Origin of the sequence: Nonomuraea harbinensis, assembly GCF_019396385.1 — a bacterium.
GTDB lineage: Bacteria > Actinomycetota > Actinomycetes > Streptosporangiales > Streptosporangiaceae > Nonomuraea > Nonomuraea ferruginea.
On record NZ_JAHKRN010000056.1, the window covers coordinates 15216 to 35596 of the forward strand.

The following is a 20381-nucleotide window of genomic DNA, read 5'->3' on the forward strand; positions in this document are numbered from 1 at the left end:
TTAGCGTGGTTGACATCTGAACGAGGAGGCAGCCATGACCTACCGGCTGGACATGTCGATGATGCTCGCGATGCACGACGCGCTCCGGCGCGAGCTGGAGCGCGTCGCCCGCGTCGCCGCCAAGACCGGCGACGACCCGCGGCGGATCCTGCGGGCCGCCGTCGGATGGGAGCTGTTCAAGAAGTTCCTGCGGGTGCACCACACGTCCGAGGACGTGGCGCTCTGGCCCGCGATGCGCGACGCCGTGAGCGCCGACGGACTGGCGCTGCTCGACGCGATGGAGGACGAGCACGCCGCCATCGACCCGCTGCTGGACGGCGTGGACGCCGCTCTCGCCGACCGTGAGAACGGCGCCGAGCGGCTCGGCGGCCTGGTCGACGCCCTGGTCACCGGTCTGGGCGGGCATCTGCGGCACGAGGAGTCCGAAGGGCTCGCGCTCATCGACGCCACGCTCGGCGAGGAGCAGTGGAGCCGGTTCGGCCAGACCCACCGCGAGCGCATCGGGGGCGACGCCCCGACCTATCTGCCCTGGCTGCTCGACGACAAGGACCCCCGGGTGGTGGCGGCCATCCTCGACGGCATGCCCGCCGCCCTCCGGGAGGCGTACCGCGACGAGTGGCGCCCCGCCTACGACCGTCTGAACCTCTACTGACGAGACCCCGCGCCGGAGACCAGGGCCGCATCACGGAATGGCAAGCAATTCTCCATACCGTCCGTCACTGAGTCGCTACGTACGGCAGTATTCCTCGCCTATGGAATGGGGGAGGAGCCGGATGAAGCGGTTCGTGACACTGGTGGGCGGCATGGTGGGCGGCATGGCCATGCTGGGCGTGTGCGTGGCGCCGGCGAGCGTGGGCGCCGAGGCGAAGCCGGAGACCCCGCCGGCGCGGGTCACGTGGGGCGCCTGCCCGAAAAAGGGCGAGAAGAAGCTCACCACGTTGGCGGAGAGCCTCGGCACCCAGTGCGGCACCGTACGGGTGCCGCTCGACTACCGGGAGCCGTCGGGGCACGCCATCCGGTTGTCCGTCAACCGGATCAAGGCCAAGGAGCCCCGTGACGGCAACCATCTCGGCACCCTGGTGGTCAACCCGGGCGGCCCCGGCGCGTCCGGCCGCGACCTGGCCGTGTACATGGCCGCGGCGCTGCCGCGTGAGCTGCGCGACCGCTACGACGTCGTCGGCTTCGACCCCCGCGGGGTGGGCGCCAGCCAGCCGGCGATGCGGTGCGTCGACCCCGAGGTCTACCACCGGCCGCCCCGCCCCGACTCGGTGCCGGTCGATCGCGCCGACGAGAACACCTTGCTCAGCCGGGCCGCCGACTACGCCAACCGGTGCGGCAGCGCCTGGTCGTGGCTGCTGCCGCACATGAACACCGAGAACGTCGCCAGGGACCTCGACCGGATCCGCGCCGCGCTCGGCGAGCAGCGCATCAGCTACCTCGGCTACTCCTACGGCACCTACATCGGCGCCGTCTACGCCACCCTGTTCCCGCAGCGGGTCAAGCGGCTGGTGCTCGACAGCGTGGTGGAGCCCGACGGCGAGTGGTACCGGAGCAACCTGACGCAGAACCGCGCCTTCGAGAAGCGTCACCGCGCGCTCATGGCGTGGACGGCCCGCCACAACCGGACCTACCAGCTCGGCCGCACCGCCAGGCAGACCAGGTTCGCCTGGTACGCGATGCGCTCCCGGCTGGCGGAGCAGCCGGCGGGCGGCGTGGTCGGCCCGAGCGAGCTGGACGACACCTTCACCATCGCCGGCTACAGCGAGAGGGTCTGGCCCGAGCTGATCGCCGCCTGGTCCGCGTACGTCCGCGAGGGCGACCCGAAGCCGCTCGTCGCCGCCTGGGAGAAGCACGGCAAGAACGACGCGGACGACGAGAACGGCTACGCCGTCTACCTCGCCGTCCAGTGCCGCGACTCGCGATGGCCGCGCGACTGGAACACCTGGCGCCGCGACATGACCAGGCTGCACCAGGAGGCGCCGTTCCTCACCTGGCCGAACGCCTGGTTCAACGCGCCGTGCGCGTTCTGGCCGGTGCGCGGCGGGGAGCCGGTCAAGGTGCGCGGCTCGTGGCGGCTCCCGCCGATCCTCATGCTCCAGTCGCGCGACGACGCCGCCACCCCGTACGCGGGAGCGGTCACGATGCGCGGCAGGTTCCCGACCGCGCGCATGGTGGTCGAGACGGGCGGCGACCACGGCATCTCGTTCGCCGGCAACCGGTGCGTGGATCGCCACCTGGTGGCCTACCTGCAGGACGGCACCGTACCCGCCCAGGGGGCGCGGTGCGCGGCCAAGCCGGAGCCGCGACCGAAGGCCCGCATGCAGTCCCGCTCCTCTCTAGGTCACGAAAGGCTCACCGACGTGCTAGCCAGATGAGCTATTCCGTGGTCGTTCGCGTAGTCTGACCATGTGATGCTGCGTACATCGGCGTCGCGCGTCCTCGACGACAGCGACCGGGACGAGGTGCTCGCTCTGCTCGACACCGACCCGGTCGCGAACGTCTTCGTCGCGTCCCGGGTGCGGAGCGTGGGGCTCAACCCGGCCCGGCTCGGCGGGCAGATGTGGGGCTTCGGGCCGCGCGGCGCGCTCGTCTCCCTCTGCTACGCGGGCGCCAACCTGGTGCCGATCAACGCGGGCCCCGAAGCGGTGCACGCCTTCGCCGACCGCGCGCGCAAGCAGGGCCGCCGCTGCTCCTCGATCGTGGGTCCCGCCGACGCGGTGGGGCAGCTGTGGGAGCGGCTGGAGCCGCACTGGGGCCGGGCCCGCGCGATCCGCTGGGCGCAGCCGGTCATGGCGACCTCCCGCAGGCCGCCGGTGCCCGCCGACCCGCTGGTGCGGCGGGTGCGGCCGGAGGAGTTCGAGATCCTGCTGCCGGCCTGCGTGGCGATGTTCACCGAGGAGGTGGGCGTCTCGCCCAACCTCGGCGACGGCGGCGCGCTCTACCGCACCCGGGTGTCCGAGCTGATCCGCATCGGCCGGTCTTACGCGCGGATCGAGGGCGGCCGGGTGGTGTTCAAGGCCGAGATCGGCGCGGTGACCCCGCACGCCTGCCAGATCCAGGGCGTGTGGGTCCATCCCGACCTGCGCGGGCGGGGTTACGCGGTGTCGGGCATGGCCGCGATCGTGGAGGCCGCGCTCGACTGCTTCGCGCCCGTGGTGACGCTGTACGTGAACGACTTCAACCACTCGGCCAGGGCGGTCTATCGCCGGGTGGGCTTCCACGAGGTCGACACGTTCATGTCCGTGCTCTTCTGACCCGGTCGGCGGTCTCCTCGGCGAGCTGGGCGAGGATCGACAGCTCGCCCGGCCGCTCGTCGAGCAGCTCGTCCAGGCTGATCCGCCACGTGATGATCTCCAGGGGCGTCGCTCCCGGCTCCTCCGCCAGCCGCAGGCGGGTCTCGGCCAGCTTGAGCTCGTACATGACGCCGAGGTAGTGGCCGATCGCCTCGCTGAGCCACCAGTAGACTTCCGTGGCGGCCGCGGGCACGAAGATCCGGGCAGCCTCCCAGGCGACCCGCCGGGGTTGCCGCACCGCCATGACCGGATTTTACGTCATTTACGTACGTTCGTCCCCTGCGGGAAGGGCCGGGCGGGGGTCAGATCCGGACGAGCTTGTCGAACAGGCGCGTCAGCTCGGCTTCCGGGTCGGCGGTGAGCCCGGCGTGGACCGGGCCGGTCTGCACGATCGTGCTGCGGGGCGCGGTCAGCCAGCGGAACCTGCCGCCCAGCGACTCGGCCGACAGCGGGCCCGCCTCGTCGCCGCAGGCCAGCTCGTAAGCGCCCAGCGCCTCCTCGACCCGCGCCACGTCGGCCCCGGGGTCGAGGGCGCGCAGGCGGGACGCGTCCAGCTCGACCCGCGCGCACAGGTAGGCGCGCGGCTGGCAGTAGAGCAGCACGCCCGCGTTGATCAGCTCGCCGCGCTCCACCCGCGGCACCACCCTGATCGCGGCGTACTCGTAGACGTCCCTGCTCACCCGCGCCCACCTCGCCAGAACTCGCCGACCGACCCCGGGCCCGGCCGCTGCGCCTTCGGCTCCGCGCTGGTCAGCCACCCGCCGGGACCGTGCGCGCGCCGCAGCAGATGATCGACGTACGCCTCGCGCACGGCTCCTGGTGAGGCGAAGCCCGGCTCGCCGTCGAGCCACTCGTCGGGCACCAGCGCCGTCACCTCCTCCAGGAGCTCGCGGGTGATCGGCGCGGACAGGGCGGCGGCCGCCTCCTCGACCCCCTCCACGAACGGGGCCAGCACGTGGTCGCTCGCGTCGAACGGGCGCTGCGGGTCGGCCGTCTTCCAGTTGTGGTGGAACCAGAGCGCCGCGCCGTGGTCGATCAGCCAGCTGTCGCCGTGCCAGAGCAGCAGGTTGGGGTTGCGCCAGGTGCGGTCGAGGTTGTGGATCAGGCCGTCGAACCAGACCAGCCGGGCCGCGAAGGCCGGGTCGGGGGCCCAGGCGAGCGGCTCGAAGCCGAGCGCGCCCGGCAGGAAGTCGACCGCCAGGTTGCGGCCCGCGCTCGCCTTGAGCAGGTCCTGTACTTCCTCGTCGGGCTCGCGGGCGCCGAGCTGCGGGTCGACGTCGATGATCTTGAGCTCGGGGGTGCGGAAGCCGAGGCGGCGGGCCAGCTCGCCGGCGACGATCTCGGCGACCAGGACCCGGCGGCCCTGGCCGGCCTCCCGGAACTTGACCACGTAGGTGCCGAGGTCGTCGCCCTCGACCACCCCGGGCAACGACCCGCCCTCGCGCAGCGGCGTCACGTAACGCGTCGCCACAACCTGTTCCAGCACCCGCAAAACCTATCGCGCCGAGCAGCTCGGGCAAATACCTGTTGGGACAGTAAGTGTTCCGACAGCTATCATCGGCGCATGACCGAAGCCTCGATCGCTCTCGTGCTGGGGGGCGGCTCCCTGCTGGCCCTCGTCGGGCGGGAGCTCAACACCGAGACCGAACGCCTGCTCGCGCCGTACGGACTGACCGTGCAGCAGGCCGCCCTGCTGGGGAACGCCGCCGCCGGCAACGCCACCCCCAGTGAGCTCAAGCACCACCTGGGCACCGACACCGCGGGCATGACCAGGCTGCTGGACCGGCTGCAGGCCAAAGGGCTGCTGCGGCGGGTCCCGCACCCCGGCGACCGCAGGTCCGTCGTCATCGAGCTCACCTCCGAGGGCCAGGCGCTGGTGCCGGAGCTGACGCCGATATTCGGCGCGATCAGCCGGCGGGTGTTCGCCGGGTTCTCGGGGGAGGAGATGGCTCAGATGGCCGGCCTGCTCCGGCGGATGCTGGACAACCTCAAGACCGCAGAGCCCGGGAGCGCACCGCCGAGAGGATGAGGCGGCGGATGAGCCCGCTGCCCGGCCGGATGACGATCCAGTACGGGCGGAAGGCGCGCAGCGCGTCGGGGCTGGTGGCGACCACCCGCGTCTCCGTCGTCAGCCGGACGCGGCCGCCTTCCTCCGCCAAGGAGAAGGCGAACGTGCCCTTGGCGAATCCGGGCCGGTCGAACGCCTCGAATGTCTCAAGCGAGCCGACCGGCACGTCCTCCGACCTGCCCAGCCGCCACCACTGGCCGATCAGGCCGAGCACCACCTCCCGGCCAGGGTCCACGACCAGCGGGGTGAAGCCGGGGCCGGGCTGCGGCGTGCGGCCGTGGACCAGGCGGGAGACCAGCGACCTGGCGGCGAAGAGGGGCTTGGCCAGGGGGACGTCGTCCGCGCTCATGCCGGTGAGCGCCTCCCACACGCGCTCCCGGGAGGCGTCGATGAGGATCGCGTGCCGTTCGGACATGTCAGGCCGGGGGATGAGCCGGGCGGCGCTGGTGACCACGGGAGCCTCCGTACGGTTGCGTATGGTTCGGACTATACGCCACCGTATGGAAGGCTGGCCGGGTGGGACGACTGAGTGCGGACGACTGGGCGGAGGCGGCCCTGGCCGCGCTGGCGGAAGGCGGCGTCGCCGCCGTCGCCGTGGAGCCGGTGGCCGCCCGGCTGGGCGTGTCCAAGGGCAGCTTCTACTGGCACTTCGCCAACCGGCGGGCGCTGCTGGAGGCCGCGCTGCGGCGCTGGGAGGCGCAGACCGAGCGGGTCATCGCCCGGCTGGAGGACGTCGCCGACCCGCTGGAGCGCATGCGCGTGCTGCTGGAGCGGGCGTTCGGCGAGGGACGGGACGCCGCGATCGCGTTCCGGCTGATCAGCGAGGCCGACGACCCGCTGGTCGGTGAGGTGGCGCGCCGGGTGAGCGAGCGGCGCCTCGCCTACATGGAGGGTGTGCTGCGCGAGCTCGGGCTGCCCCGGCAGGAGGCGCGCCGGCGGGTGCTCGCCGCCTATGGCGGTTACCTCGGCGTCGCCGCCCTCGTGCGCATCGGGACGATCCGGGAGATGCCCGACGACCTGGCCGGTCTCGCCATGGCGGAGCTCGGGCTGACCGGGAACGACCCGTCCGGGCCTCCATGATCCTGCAATAATGACGCCTTATGTCCGAGCTCCGAGCCGATGACCCGCGCCTGCTGGGCGCGTACCGGCTCTCGGCGCGGCTCGGCCAGGGCGGGCAGGGCGTCGTCTACCTCGGCCACACCGGCCAGGGCGCGCAGGTCGCGGTCAAGCTGCTGCACGCCAGCCTGTCGGCCGACCCGGCGGTGCGGCGACGGTTCCTGGCCGAGGTCGAGGCGGTGCGCAGGGTGGCGCCCTTCTGCACCGCCCAGCTCCTCGACGCCGACCTCGAAGGCGACCGGCCCTACCTGGTGAGCGAGTACGTCGACGGCGTCTCGCTCCGCGAGCACATCGCCGAGCAGGGCCCGCGCACCGGCGGCTCGCTCCACCGGCTGGCCATCGGCACCGCCACCGCCCTGGGCGCCATCCACCGGGCCGGGGTCGTGCACCGCGACTTCAAGCCTGGCAACGTGCTGCTCAGCCTCGACGGGCCGCGGGTGATCGACTTCGGTGTCTCCCGGCTGATGGACGGCACCGCGACCACCGGCAAGATCCCCGTTGGGACGCCCTCGTACCTCGCCCCCGAGCGCATCAAGGGCGAGCCCGCGGGGCCGCCCGCCGACCTCTACGCGTGGGCGCTGACCGTCGCCTTCACCGCCACGGGCCGCCACGCGTTCACGGCGGCGACGGTCCAGGAGGTCATGGCGCGCATCCTGTACGGGAAGCCGGCCCTGGGCACGCTGTCCGGGCCGCTCAGGGCGATCGTCGACGCCTGCCTGGCGCCCGAGCCCGGCGACCGGCCGGACGCGGAGGAGGTGCTGCGGCGCCTGCTCGGCCAGGACGCCACCGGCGACGTGCTGACCTCGGGCGCCATGGCCGCGCTCGGGTCCGCCTCCGGTCCCGTGCCGCCCGGTGGCACGCGGCCCGTCCCATCCGCTGACGCGGGCACCGACGGGCCGGCCACCGTGGCGTGGCGGGTGCCTCTGACCGGCCGGCACGAGCTCACCGGGAGCCGGGCGCTCGCGCGGCTCGTCGACACCGCCGCGCCCGTACGGCAGGCTCCGCCGGTCAAGCGGCGATTAGCGAAGTGGCCCGTCGTCGCCGCGGCCCTGCTGGCGGCGTGCGCGGTGGCCGCGTTCGTGCTCTGGCCGCAGGGTGAGGGCCGGGCGGGGCGCTGGACCGGTTCGGCGACGCATCCCAGCGCCGGGCGGGTGTTCCCCGTCGACATCCGGCTCGATGACGGCGGGGAGTCCAGCATGCGGTGGGGCGCCGATCTGCACTGCTCCGGCATCCTGCGGCCCGTGGGCGACCTCGTGTACGAGCTGCTGCACGTCGCCGGCACCGCGTGCCATCCGGGAACGCTCCGGATGCGGCCGATCGGCGACAGTGGCCAGATGGTCATCACGGTCACCCGCCAGGGTGAGGAAGAAGTGACGTATTCGGGCAAGGTCGCCCGGTCGTCCTGACCTCGAACGGTCACGGTCAGGTGGCGATGGCCCGGCCGCCGTTGACTCTCCGCCACCGGCTGCTTCAGTGGGAAGGGTAGGTGGGGTGGCGGCGAGGGGAGGCGCCCCGTGCCAACGGCGCAGCCGCTCAGGACGGGGGATCCACGGACACTCGGGCCCTACGAGCTGTCCGGGCGTCTGGGCGAGGGCGGCCAGGGTGTGGTGTTCCTCGGCACCCTCGCCGGAGAGAGCTACGCGGTCAAGCTGCTCCACGGGCCGGTGGGCGACGGGCGCGGGGCGTTCCTGCGGGAGGTGGAGCTGGCCAAGCACGTGGCCAGGTTCTGCACCGCCCAGGTGGTGGACGCCGGGTTCGACGAGGGCAGGCCGTACATCGTCAGCGAGTACGTCGACGGGCCCTCGCTGGCCCGCGAGGTCATGCTCACCGGGCCGCGGCGCGGCGGCGGGCTGGAGCGGCTCGCCGTCGGCACCGTCACGGCCATCGCGGCGATCCACCGCGCGGGCATCGTGCACCGCGACTTCAAGCCGCAGAACGTGCTCCTCGGGCCCGACGGGCCGCGGGTCATCGACTTCGGCCTGGCCAGGGCGCTCGACGCGGCCGCCACGCTGTCCAACAGGAGCGTCGGCACTCCCGCGTACATGGCTCCCGAGCAGATCACCGCGAGCGCGGTCACCGGGGCGGTGGACGTGTTCTCGTGGGGCGCCACCATCTGCTTCGCCGCCAACGGGACGGCGCCGTTCGGGCAGGACTCGGTGGCGCCGGTGCTGCACCGCATCCTCACCGCGCCGCCCGACCTGGGGAGCCTGGAAGGGCCGCTCAGGGCACTGGTGGAGGCGTGCCTCGACAAGGACGCCAGGAACCGGCCGACCAGCCGGGACTTGTTGCTGGAACTGCTGGGTACGTCGGAAGGCGTGCCGGCGGAGGTGCTGCGCTCGCCTCCGCCGCACATCCTCCGTGCCGTCCCTCCGCCCCGCCCGCCGGTCGCCGACTCCCGCCCGGTCCCTCTCGCGGAGCCGGAGACCACGGGCACCCCGGACGACTACCACCTGCCGGAACCACCCGCTCCCTCGTCCAGCCGACCAGGTGACGGCGGGTCGGAGGAGGACCGCAGCGATCACGGCGGGCCTTCGTCCGGAGGGGACCGAGACGACGCATCGCCTCCGGCGGCAGGCGGCACCGGGGCAGGTGGTTCTGGGCGGGAGGCGAGGCCGAGGCTGGGCGGCGCCGCCTATCGCGGGTCACCCGCCGGGTATCCCGTCGAACGGGTGCCACGCGAGCCCGCCCCACCCGAGCGGGTAGGAACGGCTCCGCCCGGACCGTACACGGCCGGGCCGCCGGGGCGTGAGGGTGGTTCGCGGGTGGGGACGGGCGGGCCCGGGTCGCCGCGGCGGGCGCTGGGGAAGGCAGGGCTGGCGGTGGTCGGGGCGTTGCTGGTGACCGCGGCTGTGCTGGTGAGCCTGTTCGTGCCGCTGTTCAGGGAGGACGGCATGCGGGTACGGGCCGGTACGCCGACCTCCGGACCCACCGCCGAGCCGTCCGGACAGGCGGCCGACGACCAGCCCGCCAAGGAGCGGCCGCCGACGGAGGAACGTTCGCAGGACGACCGGACCCCGGCGTCGAAGGAGCCGCCCGTCCGGAAACCGGTGGAGATCGCCGTGCCTGCCCTGGCCGGGCTCTCCCGGGCCGCCGCCGTCAGGGCGCTCGAACGCGCCGGGCTCAGCGTCGGCGACATCACCAAGGCCGACTCACCGCGGAAGATCGGCCAGGTGCTCGCCTCCCGACCGGCCGCCGGCACCCACGTCGCCAAGGGCTCGGCCGTCGCGCTGGAGGTGTCGGCGGGGGTGAAGGTGCCCGCGGTCACCGGCGAGCGGCGCGAGGCGGCCGAGGCGGCGGTCACCGGCGCCGGCCTGAAGGTGGGCAAGGTCTCCACCTCCTGCGCGGCGAAGCCGGACGGCCAGGTCCTGTCCACGGCCCCGGAGGCGGGCGCCAGGGTCTCGGGCGGCACCGCGGTCGCGCTGGTCGTGGCCCGCCGCGGCGCCCCCGTGCCCCCGGTGGCCGGTCAGCCGCGCGACGGCGCGCTCGCGGCCCTCCGCGCCGCCGGCCTCGTCCCGGTGGTACGCACGCAGGTGGTCGAGGACGAGTCCCAGTGGAACGTCGCCATCGCCCAGGACCCCGCCCCTGGCACCTGCGCCGAACCCGGCGCCCGCGTCTCGATCACGGTCGGCGCCCGGCCTCCCGACGGCCCCGACCCCACCGAGCCCACTCCCACCCCCACCCCGGAACCGTCGACCGAGCCCTGACCGGGCCTCTCCTCGCCGGGGCCGGGTCAGCGGGGGTCGGCGAGCATGGCGTCGACCATGGCCAGCAGTTTGTCGCGGTTGCCGTCGCCGAGACTGCCTCCCACCATCGCCACGGCCTCCGCCAGCGGGTCCCGCCGGGGACACGCCGCCATGGCCTCGCCGAGTTCGGCGACCGTCCAGGGCGCGCCGTCCTTGGTCACGCTCTCGCCGGCGCTCCACCCGTTCAGGACTGTTACGGACGTCCCCCGTACCGCCAGCACCTGCCCGTTGACCGGGCACCCCGGTGTGGCCAGGTAGGCCGCGACGTGAGCCGTCAGCGCCGGGTCGAGCGGGTCGAACGCGCCGGCCGGCGGGCCGGACATTTCGGGTACGTCCGGCGGGCCGGACATCCCGGGGACGCCTTCGGTGAGCCGGGTACGGGCCATGGACGGGGACACGGCGTTGACCCGCACCCCGTACCGGGCGAGCTCCACGGCGTGGGCGGTGGTCAGGGCCGCGATGCCGGCCTTGGCCGCGGCGTAGTTGCCCTGCGTGATGCCGGGCAGCAGCAGCCCCGACGCGGACACGGTGTTGACCACCGCGCGGTCGCGGGTGTCCCCCTGGTCGCGCCAGTGGCGGGCGGCCCACCTGGTGACCGCGAACGTCCCCTTGAGGTGCACCGCCAGCACGGCGTCGAACTCGTCCTCCGTCATGTTCACGAGCGCCCGCCTGCGGTGGATGGCGGCGTTGTTGACCACCACGTCCAGATCGCCGAACGTCTCCACCGCGGTCTGGACCATCCGCCTGGCCCCGTCCCAGTCGGTGACGTCGTCGGTGCTGGCCACGGCCTGGCCTCCGGCGGCCCTGATCTCGTCGGCCACGGCCCCCGCCACGCTCGCGTCGCCGCCGGTGCCCTCCGGCGTGACGCCCGGGTCGTTGACCACGACCTTCGCTCCCTCGGAGGCGAAGAAGAGCGCCTCCTGCCTGCCGATCCCGCGTCCCGCGCCGGTGATGAGCGCGACCCGTCCGTCCAGGGTGCCCATGACAGCTCCTTTCGCTGCACTCGTGCATTAATACACTCAATGTAGCAATACATGCGATGTAGTAAAGTCGCGGGCATGGGGCTGCGTGAGGCGAAGAAGGAACGAACCCGGGAGGCGCTGGTCGAGGCCGCCGTCCGGCTGTTCGAGGAGAAGGGGTACGAGCGGACGACGGTCGCGCAGATCGCCGCCGCGGCCCAGCTCTCGACGCGCACGTTCTTCCTGCACTTCGCGGCCAAGGAGGACGTGCTGCTGGCCAACAGCGTCCCCAGGGTGGAGCTGGGCGTCGCGGCGCTCGGCGACCGGCGGCCCGGCGAGACTCCGGGTGACGCGCTGGTCCGGGCGATCGGCGCGATGGTCGCCGACGCCTCCGCGAAGGACCTCCCGACCGGCCTGGCCGCCGCCCGCGCCCGGCTCGTGGCCACCGAGCCGGCGGTCCAGGCGCGGCTGCTGCAGCGCATGGCCACCGCCCAGACCGCCCTGGCCGACGCGCTCCACCACGCCTACCCGGACGAGCTGGACCCCGTGGCGGCGGCGGCCGTCGCCGGCGCGGCGATCGGCGCGGTCAGCGCCGCCGCGGTCGTCGCCCTGCGCCACGGCCTTTCACCGACGCAGGTCCGCGAGGCCATGCTGAAGGCCCCGGCCACCGCCGCCACCCACCTGCCGAAGTGACGCGGCTCGTTTCTGGAGGAGAAGTCCGAAACGAGGTGCGCTCCCACACGCCTCTGCGACACTGAAGCCCGGCAGCTCTGGAGGAAGATGATGTCCACCGGGACGTACCGTTACCAGTCCGAGTTCGCCCAGCAGTTGCGGGAGGAAGGGCGGGCGAAGGGGCGCGAGGAAGGGCAGGTCCGCGGGGAGACGAGGTCGATTCTGCTGCTGCTGGAGCGCAGGGGGGTGGCCGTGGACGAGGCGGCGCGGGCGCGGATCGAGGGGTGCGCCGAGGTGGCGCGGCTCGACACGTGGCTCGTTCGTGCGATGAGCGTCGCCACCGTCGACGAGCTCTTCGACTGACTAGAGGTCTTCGATGGCGAGGGCGGCCCGCAGGAGGGTGGCGTGGACCTCGTCCTGGGGGAGGTCCATGGTGTGCACGACGGCCGACTGCAGGGCGCCGAGCACGGCCCAGCCGCGCACCGTCGCGGCCTCGTCCGGACGGGGGCCGACGAGCTTGAGGTAGATCTCGTCGCGGAAGGTCCTGACCGCCTCGCCCGTCGAGCCCGGAGGGGCGGCGTCGGCGGTGCCGAGGTCCTCCATGAAGAGCCGCATCACCGCCCGGTGCCGCACCATGAAGCCGGCCAGCGCCGTCACGAAAGCCCGGCGGTCGCCCGCGAAGTCGGCGCCCAGCAGGGCGATCATGTCCTCCGCCGCCGGGGCGATGAGCTCGGCGGCGAGCCTGTCCTTGGGGTGGAAGTGGTACGCGATCGCGGTCTTGGTCAGGCCCACGGCGGCGGCGATGTCGGCCAGGGAAGTGTTGGCGTAGCCGCGCTCGGCGAAGAGCTCGCGGGCGGCGGCCAGGATGCGGCTGCGGGTGTCGTCGGCTGTGGTCATCATCTCATTTCCGGGTTCGCGCAACCTTCCCCCTTTTATCGCCCTTTATCGTAGTGCTGTACGACCGTACAGGACGGGCGTTCGAGGCTGGGGGTCGCGATGGCGCGCTTTCTGGGCTGGCTCGGTGGCTGGTGCGCCCGGCACGGGAGGGCCGTTCTGGCCTTATGGGTGACGCTGGCCGTGGCCGCGATGGGCGGCAGCCTGGTGCTGGGCAGTCCCGTCAGCACCGAGGTGAGCATCCCCGGCACGGACGCCCAGCGCGCTCATGACCTGATGCGTGACGGTTTCGGGCCGGGGTTCCAGCCCGGCGGCACCGTACAGCTCATCGTCTACTCCCCGGACGGGCCGCTCATCGAGGAGCCGCGCAAGGGGGCCGTCGAGGACGCGGTCGCGAACATCCGCGAGCAGGAGCACGTCAAGGAGGCCGACTCGCCGTTCCGGCAGGGCGGCATCGCCTCGAACCTGCAGATCGGCGTCATCACCGTGCGGCTGGAGGGCCACGACAGCAGCAAGGTGGCCGAGAACACGCAGCGGATCTCCGCGGCCGCCGAGCCGGCCCGCGACGCGGGGCTGGAGGTCGTCGCGAACGACAGCTCGACGCCCGCCGACAAGGAGATCAAGACCGGGCCAAGTGAGATCATCGGCGTGATCTGCGCCCTGCTGGTGCTGATCTTCGCGTTCGGCACGCTCACGGCCGCGCTCGTGCCGATCTTCACCGCGCTGGTCAGCGTGGCCACGGGACTGGGCGTGATCGGGCTGCTCGGGCATGTCATGGACGTGCCGAAGCAGGCCGGGATCATGGCCACGATGATCGGCCTCGGCGTGGGCATCGACTACGCGCTGTTCCTGCTGTCGCGCTACCGCCGGCTGCTCGCCTCGGGCCTGCCCGTCCAGCAGGCGGTGCGTGGGGCGGTGTCCAGTTCGGGCGGGGCGGTGGTGTTCGCGGGCGGCACGGTCGTCATCGCGCTCACCGCGCTCATGTTCGCCGGGTTCCCGCTGCTGGCCACGCTCGGCTGGATCACCGGCATCTCCGTCGTGATGGCCGTGCTCACGGCGATCACGCTCGTGCCGGCCCAGCTCGGACTGCTGGGCCACGGGGTGAACGCGCTGAAGGTGCCGTTCCTCGGCCGGCGGCCGGAGTCGTCGGGGTGGACCGCGCTCGGCATGTGGGTCGCGCGGCGGCCGTGGCGGGTGCTCGTCGTCAGCGTGCTCGTGCTGGCCGCGCTCGCCGCGCCCGCTCTCTCGCTCAAGCTCGGGACGCTCGACGACGGGTACGGCGCGCACGGGTCGGAGCCGCGGCGGGCGTACGAGCTGATGTCGGTCGGGTTCGGGCCCGGCAGCACCGGGCCGTTGACCGTGGTGGCGAGCGGGCGGGGCGAGGTCACCGAGGCCGCCGCCGAGCGGCTCGCCGACCGGATCGGGGACCTCGGCGGCGTCGCCCACGTGGCCGAGCCCAAGCTGAACGACGCCGGGCGGGCGGCCATGATCCAGGTCATCCCCGACTACCCGCCCAGCGACCCGCGCGCCGCCGACCTCGTACGCGAAATCAGGACGTTCGACGGCGACGGGCTGGAGGTGCACGTGGGAGGCGAGGTCGCCGCGCTCACCGACGCCGCCGACCGGCTGACCGAGCGCACCCCGCTCGTCATCGGCGTCGTCGTGCTGCTCAGCGCCCTGCTGTTGCTGCTGGCGTTCCGGGCGCCGGTGGTGGCGATCAAGGCGGCGCTGATGAACCTCATCTCGCTCGGCGCCGCGTTCGGCGCGCTGGCGGCGGTGTTCTCCTTCGGCGTGGGCAGCGGGCTGGTGGGCATGGACCCGCCCGTGAACGCGTCGTACGTGCAGGCGCTGTTCTTCTCGGTGCCGATCGAGAGTTACGTGCCGCTGATGCTGTTCGCGGTGCTGTTCGGGCTGTCGATGGACTACGAGGTCTTCCTGCTGACGGCGGTCCGGCAGGCGTACCTGAAGCACGGCGACAACGCCAGGGCGGTGGCCGAGGGGCTGGGGTCGACCGGGCGGGTCATCACGTCGGCGGCGCTGATCATGGTGGCGGTGTTCACCGCGTTCATCGCGTACCCCGACTCGATGGTGAAGACGTTCGGCGTCGGCCTCGCGGTGGCGATCGCCGTGGACGCCACGCTGATCAGAGGATTCCTGGTGCCGGCGACCATGGTGCTGCTGGGGCGGGCCAACTGGTGGTGCCCGCGCTGGCTGGACCGGCTGCTGCCGAACCTGTCGGTGGAGGGGCACGAGGAGGAGCCCGCGCCGCCGGTGCGGGCCGACCGGCCCAGGGTGGGTGCGGGCGCCTGACCTGGATTCTTACCGGCCGTGCCGGGTAGTCGCAGGTCACTGCGGGGGGCGCGTACGACTCACAGGAGGCTTCCTCGTAAGGTGAGGACGCGTATCGCACATAAGCTGGGAGAGTCCGTGTTGCACGAGAAACTGTCGTCGATCTATGACAACGTCCTGCGCCGTAACCCGGGGGAGATCGAGTTCCACCAGGCGGTGCGGGAGGTGCTGGAGAGCGTCGGCCCGGTTCTCGGCAAGCACCCCGAGTACGCCGAGTCGAAGATCATCGAGCGCATCTGCGAGCCCGAGCGGCAGATCATCTTCCGTGTGCCGTGGGAGGACGACCGCGGCGAGGTCCACATCAACCGCGGCTTCCGGGTCGAGTTCAACAGCGCGCTCGGCCCGTACAAGGGTGGTCTGCGTTTCCACCCGTCGGTCTACCTCGGCATCGTGAAGTTCCTCGGGTTCGAGCAGATCTTCAAGAACAGCCTCACCGGCCTGCCCATCGGCGGCGGCAAGGGCGGCTCCGACTTCGACCCGAAGGGGCGCTCGGACCGTGAGGTGATGCGGTTCTGCCAGAGCTTCATGACCGAGCTCTACCGGCACATCGGCGAGTACACCGACGTGCCCGCGGGCGACATCGGCGTCGGCGGACGCGAGATCGGCTTCCTGTTCGGCCAGTACAAGCGCATCACCAACCGCTACGAGTCCGGCGTGATCACGGGCAAGGGCCTGGTGTACGGGGGAGCGCAGGTACGCACCGAGGCCACCGGCTACGGGTGCGCGTTCTTCGTGGAGGAGATGCTCAAGTCGCGCGGCACGTCCTTCGACGGCAAGCGGGTCGTGGTGTCCGGCGCCGGCAACGTCGCCGTCTACACGATCGAGAAGGTCGAGCAGCTCGGCGGCGTGGTGGTGGCCTGCTCCGACTCCTCCGGTTACGTCGTGGACGAGAAGGGCATCGACCTCGACCTGCTCAAGCAGGTCAAGCAGGTGGAGCGCGGCCGGCTGGAGGCGTACGCGGCACGCCGCGGCGACCACGTGACGTTCGTGCCGGGCGGCAGCGTGTGGGACGTGCCGTGCGAGGTGGCGATGCCGTCCGCCACGCAGAACGAGATCACCGGCCGCGACGCCGCCGTCATGGTCGAGAACGGCTGCGTCGCGGTGGGCGAGGGCGCCAACATGCCGACCACGCCCGAGGGCATCAAGGTGTTCCTGGAGGCGGGCGTCGCCTTCGGGCCGGGCAAGGCCGCCAACGCCGGCGGCGTCGCCACCAGCGCCCTGGAGATGCAGCAGAACGCCAGCCGCGACTCGTGGAGCTTCGAGTCCACCGAGCACCGGCTGCAGGAGATCATGAGCGACATCCACGACCGCTGCCTCGAGACCGCCGACGAGTACGGGATGCCCGGCAACTACGTGGCCGGCGCCAACATCGACGGGTTCCGCCGGGTGGCGGACGCGATGCTCGCGCTGGGGCTGATCTGAGGGTCTAGGTCGCGGGCAGGGCGGTGGCCAGCAGGATCACGCCGACGGACCCGACCAGCGACGTCACCGCCATGGCGCGGGCGAAACCGCGCCGCCCGGCGCCGGTGGCCCAGCCGTGCAGGGCCGCGGCCGCCATGACCGCGGCGAACAACGCCAGCTTGGCGGCCAGGATCCGGCCGTAGCCGGGCTCGGCGAGCGACTCCCAGGTGACGCCCTTGTGCCAGGCGATGGCCACGCCGGTGCCGATCTGCAGGGGCAGGAACACCGCGCCGGTGAACATGCCGAACCGCCGCCCGACCGCGTTCATCACCTGGCCGCGCCGCTCCTCGTCCAGGATGCGGCGGGCCAGCGGCAGCACCACCAGCGAGACCGTGAGCTGCCCGCCGACCCACAGCGCGGCCGACAGCACGTGCAGGAAGCGCACCACCGCCCACCAGGTCACTCCGCCACCACCTCCGCCGCCTCACGGTACTGTCCCCCGGCGGGAAAGGGGACGGGCCCAAAGGCCGTGGCGGGCAGGACTAAAGTCCCCGCACGGCCCGTCCCGACCGCCGCCACGCGGTGAGCCCGCCCTCCAGCGGCCGGGCCCGGAAGCCGTGCCCGCGCAGCAGCTCGACCGCGCGCGGCGACACCACGCAGTAGGGGCCGCCGCAGTAGGCGATGATCTCCTTGCCGCCGGGCAGCTCGCCCAGGCGCTCCTCCAGCTCGCGCAGCGGCACCGACACCGCGCCCGGCACGTGTCCGGCGGCGAAGGCGCCGGGCGAGCGCACGTCGAGCACGAGAGTCGCCGGGTCCGCCAGCCTGGCGGCCAGCTCGTCCGCCGTCACCGTCTCGTACGAGCCCAGCAGGTCGGCCACCGCGTCCCGCAGGTCGGCCAGCCGGTCCTGGGCGAACCCCTGGAACGCGCCCAGGAACCGCGACACCCGCTCGTCGGCCAGCCGGTAGTAGACCCGGGTGCCCTCCTTCCTGGCGGTCACCAGCTGGGCGGCGCGCAACTGCTGGAGCTGGGCGGACGTGTTCTTCAGCGGGACGCCCGCCTCCCGCGCCAGCTCCTCGACGGTGCGCTCCTGCTGGTCCAGCACGTCGAGCAGGCGCAGCCGCACCGGGCTGGCCAGCGCCTTGCCGATGCGGGCGAGCTGCTGGTAGACGGGCTCCTCGGGGAACATCAGACCATGTACTGGTCGTGGCGGCGGTACAGCTCGGTCCACTCCTCGGGGCTGAGCTGCCGCTCCTCGGCGGCGATGGCGGCCAGCTCCTCGAAGTACGCCTCGCGCGGGGCGCCGGGGGTGAAGAGGATCAGCATCGAGGCGGGCTCGCCTGACTCGTTCCTGAAGCCGTGGATGCCGCCCTCGGGGACGAACAGGAAGTCGCCGGCGTTTCCGTCGGCCCATTCCTTGCCGTTGTAGAGCCGCACCGATCCGGACAGGACGTAGAACGACTCGGTCATGGTGCGGTGGAAGTGCGGCTGCGGGCCGCCGGGGCGCGGGCCCATCTCCCACCGGTACAGGCCGAACGCGCCGTTGGTGGACTCGCCGGTGCCCAGGTAGTGCACCTGCGTTCCGGGGTCCTTGCCGATCACCAGGTCCGGGCCCTGGGTGGTGCGTCGCAGCCGTCCGCTGGCCTCGCCGTTCTCGTCGAGGTAGCGCGCGTCTGGGTAGGACATGGGGGGCTCCTCTCGTTTTCTAACGTTCTTTAGATTAACGGCTGACGGGTCGGTGCGGAAGGGGGAAATGATCGACGGCCGGGCGGCCGTGGCCCGCGGAAGGCGCGTCCGGACGAGGGCGCCGGGGGGTCAGGCGCGGTGGCGGCCTCGGCGGGGGCCTCTGCGGCCATCGGCGTTGCCGCGGATGTCCCGGGCGGCGGGCGCGCGGTCGGCTGAGCGTGGGGTGCCGGTCAGGGCGGGCTCGTACGTCCGTGTGGAGATCGGGCCTGCGGGCTCGTACGGGGCATTCTGGGACGCTGCGTGGGTGCGGGGGTGCTGGGTGCCGTGAGCCGGGTCGTGCGGGCGGTGGCGGCGGCCGCGGAGCGGGGCGTCCGGGACGAACGGCTCCAGGCGCTGGATGTCGACGGACTGCCGGTGGCGGCGGCCGCGCAGGGGTGTGTCCGCCGTGGGACGCTCCTCCGGGCGGACGCGGGACGGTGCGGCCGGGTGGTCGAGGCGGCGGCGGCCGGGGTGGGCGTCGGCGGAGGCGAGGGGGAGGACCGGCTCCTCGCGGATCGGGAACGGTCCGGACGCGCCGCCCAGGAGGTGGAAGGCGCTGTAGGGGTCGGGCAGCTCGTACAGCCCCGGCTCGCGCGGGATCTCGATCGGCCCCGTGTCGGTGATGAGCCGGCGGGTCGAGCCGTCGTCCTCCCAGACGAGCGTGATCGGCCGCTCGGGCGCCGGGGCGGGCCGGCGCGGGCGGGAGAAGGCGTCGAACTCGCTGGTCGCCTCCGGGATGACGATCGGCTCGTGGGGGAACAGCGCCCGCAGTGACCTGAGCGCGGTGACCGGCTCCGCGACGTCGACCAGCGGCCGTGGCGCCTCCAGCTCCATCGGCTCCTGCAGCGGGCGAGAGGACGCGGTACGGGCCTGCTTGCGTGACTTGCGGCGGCGGTGGGAGCGGGACGCGGACTCCTGCGCGACCGCCGCTCCGGCCGTGGCGGGCCGCAGCCGCAACGTCTTGGCCTTGGCCACCGCAAGCACGGCGAGGGCGGCCACCAGCGCGGAGGTGAGCAGCGCGGGGGAGTCGACCGTGACGGACGGGGAGGTGGCGGAGGCGTCCGTGATGACGGGCAGCGGGCCGGTCGTGACGGCGCTGGTGTCGGCCGTGGTGGGCTTGGCGTGCTTGCCGGACTTCGGCGCGGGAGAGTCGGCGGCGCCGGGGACGGCCTTGGGGGCGGGCTCGGCCTTCTTCCCGGTGTCGGACTTCCCGGCCTTCGGCGGGGTCGCGTCCTTCTTCTTCTGTTCCTTCTCGGGGCGGGTGGCCGACGGGACCTTCGGCTGTCCGTCCAGCTCGACGTGCGGGACCACGATGGCGAGCCCGCTGCCGTCCTGTGTGCCGACCCCGGCCTTGGCCTCCATGGCCGCGGCCTCGTCCGCCGCCTTCTGGGCCGCCTCGGCGTCCAGCCGCTCCTTGATCTTCCACGGGTATCCGTAGCCGACGACCTTGCCGGTGTCACGCACCTTGCGCTTGGCGACCCCGCCGTCGATGTTGCCCTCGATGGTGTGGATGCGGCCGCCCGCGACCTTGGTCACCACGCCGACGTGGTCGATCCGGGCGATGCTGTCGGAGCCGCCCCAGTCGAAGAAGACGAACGCGCCCGGCTCCGGCTTGGTGCCCCAGGCGTCCTGCTTCCTGAACCACTTGGCGTGCGCCACGGTCCAGGCGAACTGGCCCATCCACTCCTCGTACCCGAGCTTGGTCGCAGCCCAGCCCAGGAACATGTCGCACCACGGGGCGGAGCTGTAGTCGGCGTCGAACTCGATGTTCTCGCCGTACCAGTTGCCGAACTTGGTGTACGCACCGGACTTCTCCGAGTAGCCGAGCTGGCTCTCGAGAAGCTCGATGAACTTCCGCATCTCTGGGGTCATGGAAGTGCGGGGGCCAATCCTTCCAGGAGACCGGTTACGTCCGAGCGACCAGGGGTACAGCGGGGAACCCCGGGACACTTGTGTCGAAACCGGATACCAGTAGTCATCCGTGATGAAGGAGGCTACCGTCACGGATGGCCAGGTCAAGCCTGCGTCAAGAAATCGTCACGAGATCCTCTGCTTCAACCGGCAGGTCAGCAGTCTTCCGGATGGAACGCCCCAAAGAGGATTTAATCCCAAAAGATCTATGTGACTACTTCGTTACGCCGTCGTGACCGTGCGGAGCGTGAC

21 protein-coding genes are annotated in these 20381 nt (G+C 72.6%); 11 read left to right on the forward strand and 10 right to left on the reverse strand.

What is annotated here, in order from left to right; genetic code table 11:
- Nucleotides 1-34: 34 nt before the first annotated feature.
- The 3 genes from KME79_RS37450 to KME79_RS37460 all read left to right on the forward strand — a co-directional run bounded on the left by KME79_RS37450 (nucleotide 35) and on the right by KME79_RS37460 (nucleotide 3254).
- The gene (locus tag KME79_RS37450) at nucleotides 35-652 is read left to right on the forward strand and encodes a hemerythrin domain-containing protein (RefSeq protein ID WP_148033698.1); all 618 of its coding nucleotides are present in this window, start codon (nucleotides 35-37) and stop codon (nucleotides 650-652) included.
- Between the two features lie 121 nt (nucleotides 653-773).
- On the forward strand, nucleotides 774-2375 hold the full coding sequence (locus KME79_RS37455; RefSeq protein ID WP_246641087.1) for an alpha/beta hydrolase: 1602 nt from the start codon (nucleotides 774-776) through the stop codon (nucleotides 2373-2375).
- 36 nt (nucleotides 2376-2411) lie between these two features.
- Entirely contained in the window at nucleotides 2412-3254 is an 843-nt protein-coding gene (locus KME79_RS37460) for a GNAT family N-acetyltransferase (RefSeq protein WP_148034860.1), read from the forward strand.
- On the opposite strand, the gene KME79_RS37465 is transcribed toward KME79_RS37460, so the two are convergent.
- The 3 genes from KME79_RS37465 to KME79_RS37475 are packed head-to-tail and all read right to left on the reverse strand — an operon-like array spanning nucleotide 3235 to nucleotide 4779.
- Nucleotides 3235-3537 carry a hypothetical protein gene (locus KME79_RS37465; RefSeq protein WP_219550187.1) on the reverse strand — a complete coding sequence of 101 codons (303 nt, stop codon included), beginning with the start codon at nucleotides 3535-3537 and terminating at the stop codon, nucleotides 3235-3237. The two genes, KME79_RS37460 and KME79_RS37465, sit on opposite strands and share 20 nt — an antisense overlap.
- A 58-nt stretch (nucleotides 3538-3595) precedes the next feature.
- Nucleotides 3596-3973, reverse strand: coding sequence for a DUF3037 domain-containing protein (locus KME79_RS37470; protein WP_219550189.1), 378 nt, complete (start codon nucleotides 3971-3973; stop codon nucleotides 3596-3598).
- A complete protein-coding gene (locus KME79_RS37475) occupies nucleotides 3970-4779 on the reverse strand; it encodes a HipA family kinase (protein ID WP_219550191.1) in 810 nt (269 codons plus the stop codon). The genes KME79_RS37470 and KME79_RS37475 overlap by 4 nt, the downstream gene beginning before the upstream one ends.
- Before the next feature lie 78 nt (nucleotides 4780-4857).
- Between KME79_RS37475 and KME79_RS37480 the strand changes: the two genes are divergently transcribed.
- Nucleotides 4858-5322, forward strand: coding sequence for a MarR family winged helix-turn-helix transcriptional regulator (locus KME79_RS37480; protein ID WP_219550193.1), 465 nt, complete (start codon nucleotides 4858-4860; stop codon nucleotides 5320-5322).
- Here KME79_RS37480 and KME79_RS37485 read toward each other — a convergent pair.
- Complete coding sequence (locus KME79_RS37485; protein WP_219550195.1) at nucleotides 5282-5815, reverse strand: hypothetical protein; 534 nt, start codon at nucleotides 5813-5815, stop codon at nucleotides 5282-5284. The genes KME79_RS37480 and KME79_RS37485 overlap by 41 nt on opposite strands.
- A gap of 62 nt (nucleotides 5816-5877) precedes the next feature.
- Here KME79_RS37485 and KME79_RS37490 point away from each other — a divergent pair, with 62 nt between their 5' ends.
- The 3 genes from KME79_RS37490 (at nucleotide 5878) to KME79_RS37500 (ending at nucleotide 10181) form a co-directional block, all read left to right on the forward strand.
- The gene (locus tag KME79_RS37490) at nucleotides 5878-6441 is read left to right on the forward strand and encodes a TetR/AcrR family transcriptional regulator (RefSeq protein WP_148033692.1); all 564 of its coding nucleotides are present in this window, start codon (nucleotides 5878-5880) and stop codon (nucleotides 6439-6441) included.
- A 20-nt stretch (nucleotides 6442-6461) separates the two neighbouring features.
- The gene (locus KME79_RS37495; RefSeq protein WP_219550197.1) at nucleotides 6462-7883 is read left to right on the forward strand and encodes a serine/threonine-protein kinase; all 1422 of its coding nucleotides are present in this window, start codon (nucleotides 6462-6464) and stop codon (nucleotides 7881-7883) included.
- 108 nt (nucleotides 7884-7991) lie between these two features.
- A complete protein-coding gene (locus KME79_RS37500) occupies nucleotides 7992-10181 on the forward strand; it encodes a serine/threonine-protein kinase (protein WP_219550199.1) in 2190 nt (729 codons plus the stop codon).
- 26 nt (nucleotides 10182-10207) lie between these two features.
- Here the strand turns inward: KME79_RS37500 and KME79_RS37505 are convergent, their stop codons facing one another.
- Nucleotides 10208-11203 carry an SDR family NAD(P)-dependent oxidoreductase gene (locus KME79_RS37505; RefSeq protein WP_219550200.1) on the reverse strand — a complete coding sequence of 332 codons (996 nt, stop codon included), beginning with the start codon at nucleotides 11201-11203 and terminating at the stop codon, nucleotides 10208-10210.
- Between the two features lie 75 nt (nucleotides 11204-11278).
- Between KME79_RS37505 and KME79_RS37510 the strand changes: the two genes are divergently transcribed.
- Nucleotides 11279-11872 carry a TetR/AcrR family transcriptional regulator gene (locus KME79_RS37510; protein ID WP_219550202.1) on the forward strand — a complete coding sequence of 198 codons (594 nt, stop codon included), beginning with the start codon at nucleotides 11279-11281 and terminating at the stop codon, nucleotides 11870-11872.
- A gap of 87 nt (nucleotides 11873-11959) precedes the next feature.
- Nucleotides 11960-12214, forward strand: coding sequence for a hypothetical protein (locus KME79_RS37515; protein ID WP_219550204.1), 255 nt, complete (start codon nucleotides 11960-11962; stop codon nucleotides 12212-12214).
- On the opposite strand, the gene KME79_RS37520 is transcribed toward KME79_RS37515, so the two are convergent.
- Nucleotides 12215-12751, reverse strand: a complete 537-nt coding sequence (locus KME79_RS37520) for a TetR/AcrR family transcriptional regulator (protein ID WP_246641089.1) — start codon at nucleotides 12749-12751, stop codon at nucleotides 12215-12217.
- A 96-nt stretch (nucleotides 12752-12847) separates the two neighbouring features.
- Between KME79_RS37520 and KME79_RS37525 the strand changes: the two genes are divergently transcribed.
- Nucleotides 12848-15055: an MMPL family transporter gene (locus KME79_RS37525; RefSeq protein ID WP_219550205.1), complete on the forward strand. Its 2208-nt coding sequence runs from the start codon at nucleotides 12848-12850 to the stop codon at nucleotides 15053-15055.
- A 117-nt stretch (nucleotides 15056-15172) separates the two neighbouring features.
- Nucleotides 15173-16516: an NADP-specific glutamate dehydrogenase gene (gene gdhA, locus KME79_RS37530; RefSeq protein WP_148033685.1), complete on the forward strand. Its 1344-nt coding sequence runs from the start codon at nucleotides 15173-15175 to the stop codon at nucleotides 16514-16516.
- A 4-nt stretch (nucleotides 16517-16520) separates the two neighbouring features.
- Here gdhA and KME79_RS37535 read toward each other — a convergent pair whose 3' ends face one another.
- The 4 genes from KME79_RS37535 to KME79_RS45780 all read right to left on the reverse strand — a co-directional run bounded on the left by KME79_RS37535 (nucleotide 16521) and on the right by KME79_RS45780 (nucleotide 20078).
- Nucleotides 16521-16958 (reverse strand): DUF4149 domain-containing protein, encoded by a 438-nt coding sequence (locus KME79_RS37535; protein ID WP_219550207.1) that lies wholly within the window; start codon nucleotides 16956-16958, stop codon nucleotides 16521-16523.
- Nucleotides 16959-17037: 79 nt separating this feature from the next.
- Entirely contained in the window at nucleotides 17038-17682 is a 645-nt protein-coding gene (locus KME79_RS37540) for an ArsR/SmtB family transcription factor (protein ID WP_219550209.1), read from the reverse strand.
- Nucleotides 17682-18179, reverse strand: a complete 498-nt coding sequence (locus tag KME79_RS37545; protein WP_219550211.1) for a cupin domain-containing protein — start codon at nucleotides 18177-18179, stop codon at nucleotides 17682-17684. Before KME79_RS37545 ends, KME79_RS37540 begins: the two co-directional genes overlap by 1 nt.
- Nucleotides 18180-18308: 129 nt before the next feature.
- Nucleotides 18309-20078 carry a CHAP domain-containing protein gene (locus KME79_RS45780; RefSeq protein ID WP_246641090.1) on the reverse strand — a complete coding sequence of 590 codons (1770 nt, stop codon included), beginning with the start codon at nucleotides 20076-20078 and terminating at the stop codon, nucleotides 18309-18311.
- Nucleotides 20079-20381: the final 303 nt, after the last annotated feature.

Excerpts from the sequence above, each read along its gene's own strand:
- KME79_RS37460 (WP_148034860.1), top strand. The coding sequence starts at position 2,412 with ATGCTGCGTACATCGGCGTCGCGCGTCCTCGACGACAGCGACCGGGAC.
- KME79_RS37505 (WP_219550200.1), bottom strand. The coding sequence starts at position 11,203 with ATGGGCACCCTGGACGGACGGGTCGCGCTCATCACCGGCGCGGGACGC.
- KME79_RS37545 (WP_219550211.1), bottom strand. The coding sequence starts at position 18,179 with ATGTCCTACCCAGACGCGCGCTACCTCGACGAGAACGGCGAGGCCAGC.
- KME79_RS37480 (WP_219550193.1), top strand. The coding sequence starts at position 4,858 with ATGACCGAAGCCTCGATCGCTCTCGTGCTGGGGGGCGGCTCCCTGCTG.
- KME79_RS37520 (WP_246641089.1), bottom strand. The coding sequence starts at position 12,751 with ATGATGACCACAGCCGACGACACCCGCAGCCGCATCCTGGCCGCCGCC.
- KME79_RS45780 (WP_246641090.1), bottom strand. The coding sequence starts at position 20,078 with ATGCGGAAGTTCATCGAGCTTCTCGAGAGCCAGCTCGGCTACTCGGAG.
- KME79_RS37450 (WP_148033698.1), top strand. The coding sequence starts at position 35 with ATGACCTACCGGCTGGACATGTCGATGATGCTCGCGATGCACGACGCG.
- KME79_RS37510 (WP_219550202.1), top strand. The coding sequence starts at position 11,279 with ATGGGGCTGCGTGAGGCGAAGAAGGAACGAACCCGGGAGGCGCTGGTC.
- KME79_RS37455 (WP_246641087.1), top strand. The coding sequence starts at position 774 with ATGAAGCGGTTCGTGACACTGGTGGGCGGCATGGTGGGCGGCATGGCC.
- KME79_RS37525 (WP_219550205.1), top strand. The coding sequence starts at position 12,848 with ATGGCGCGCTTTCTGGGCTGGCTCGGTGGCTGGTGCGCCCGGCACGGG.
- KME79_RS37515 (WP_219550204.1), top strand. The coding sequence starts at position 11,960 with ATGATGTCCACCGGGACGTACCGTTACCAGTCCGAGTTCGCCCAGCAG.
- KME79_RS37465 (WP_219550187.1), bottom strand. The coding sequence starts at position 3,537 with ATGGCGGTGCGGCAACCCCGGCGGGTCGCCTGGGAGGCTGCCCGGATC.
- KME79_RS37540 (WP_219550209.1), bottom strand. The coding sequence starts at position 17,682 with ATGTTCCCCGAGGAGCCCGTCTACCAGCAGCTCGCCCGCATCGGCAAG.
- KME79_RS37495 (WP_219550197.1), top strand. The coding sequence starts at position 6,462 with ATGTCCGAGCTCCGAGCCGATGACCCGCGCCTGCTGGGCGCGTACCGG.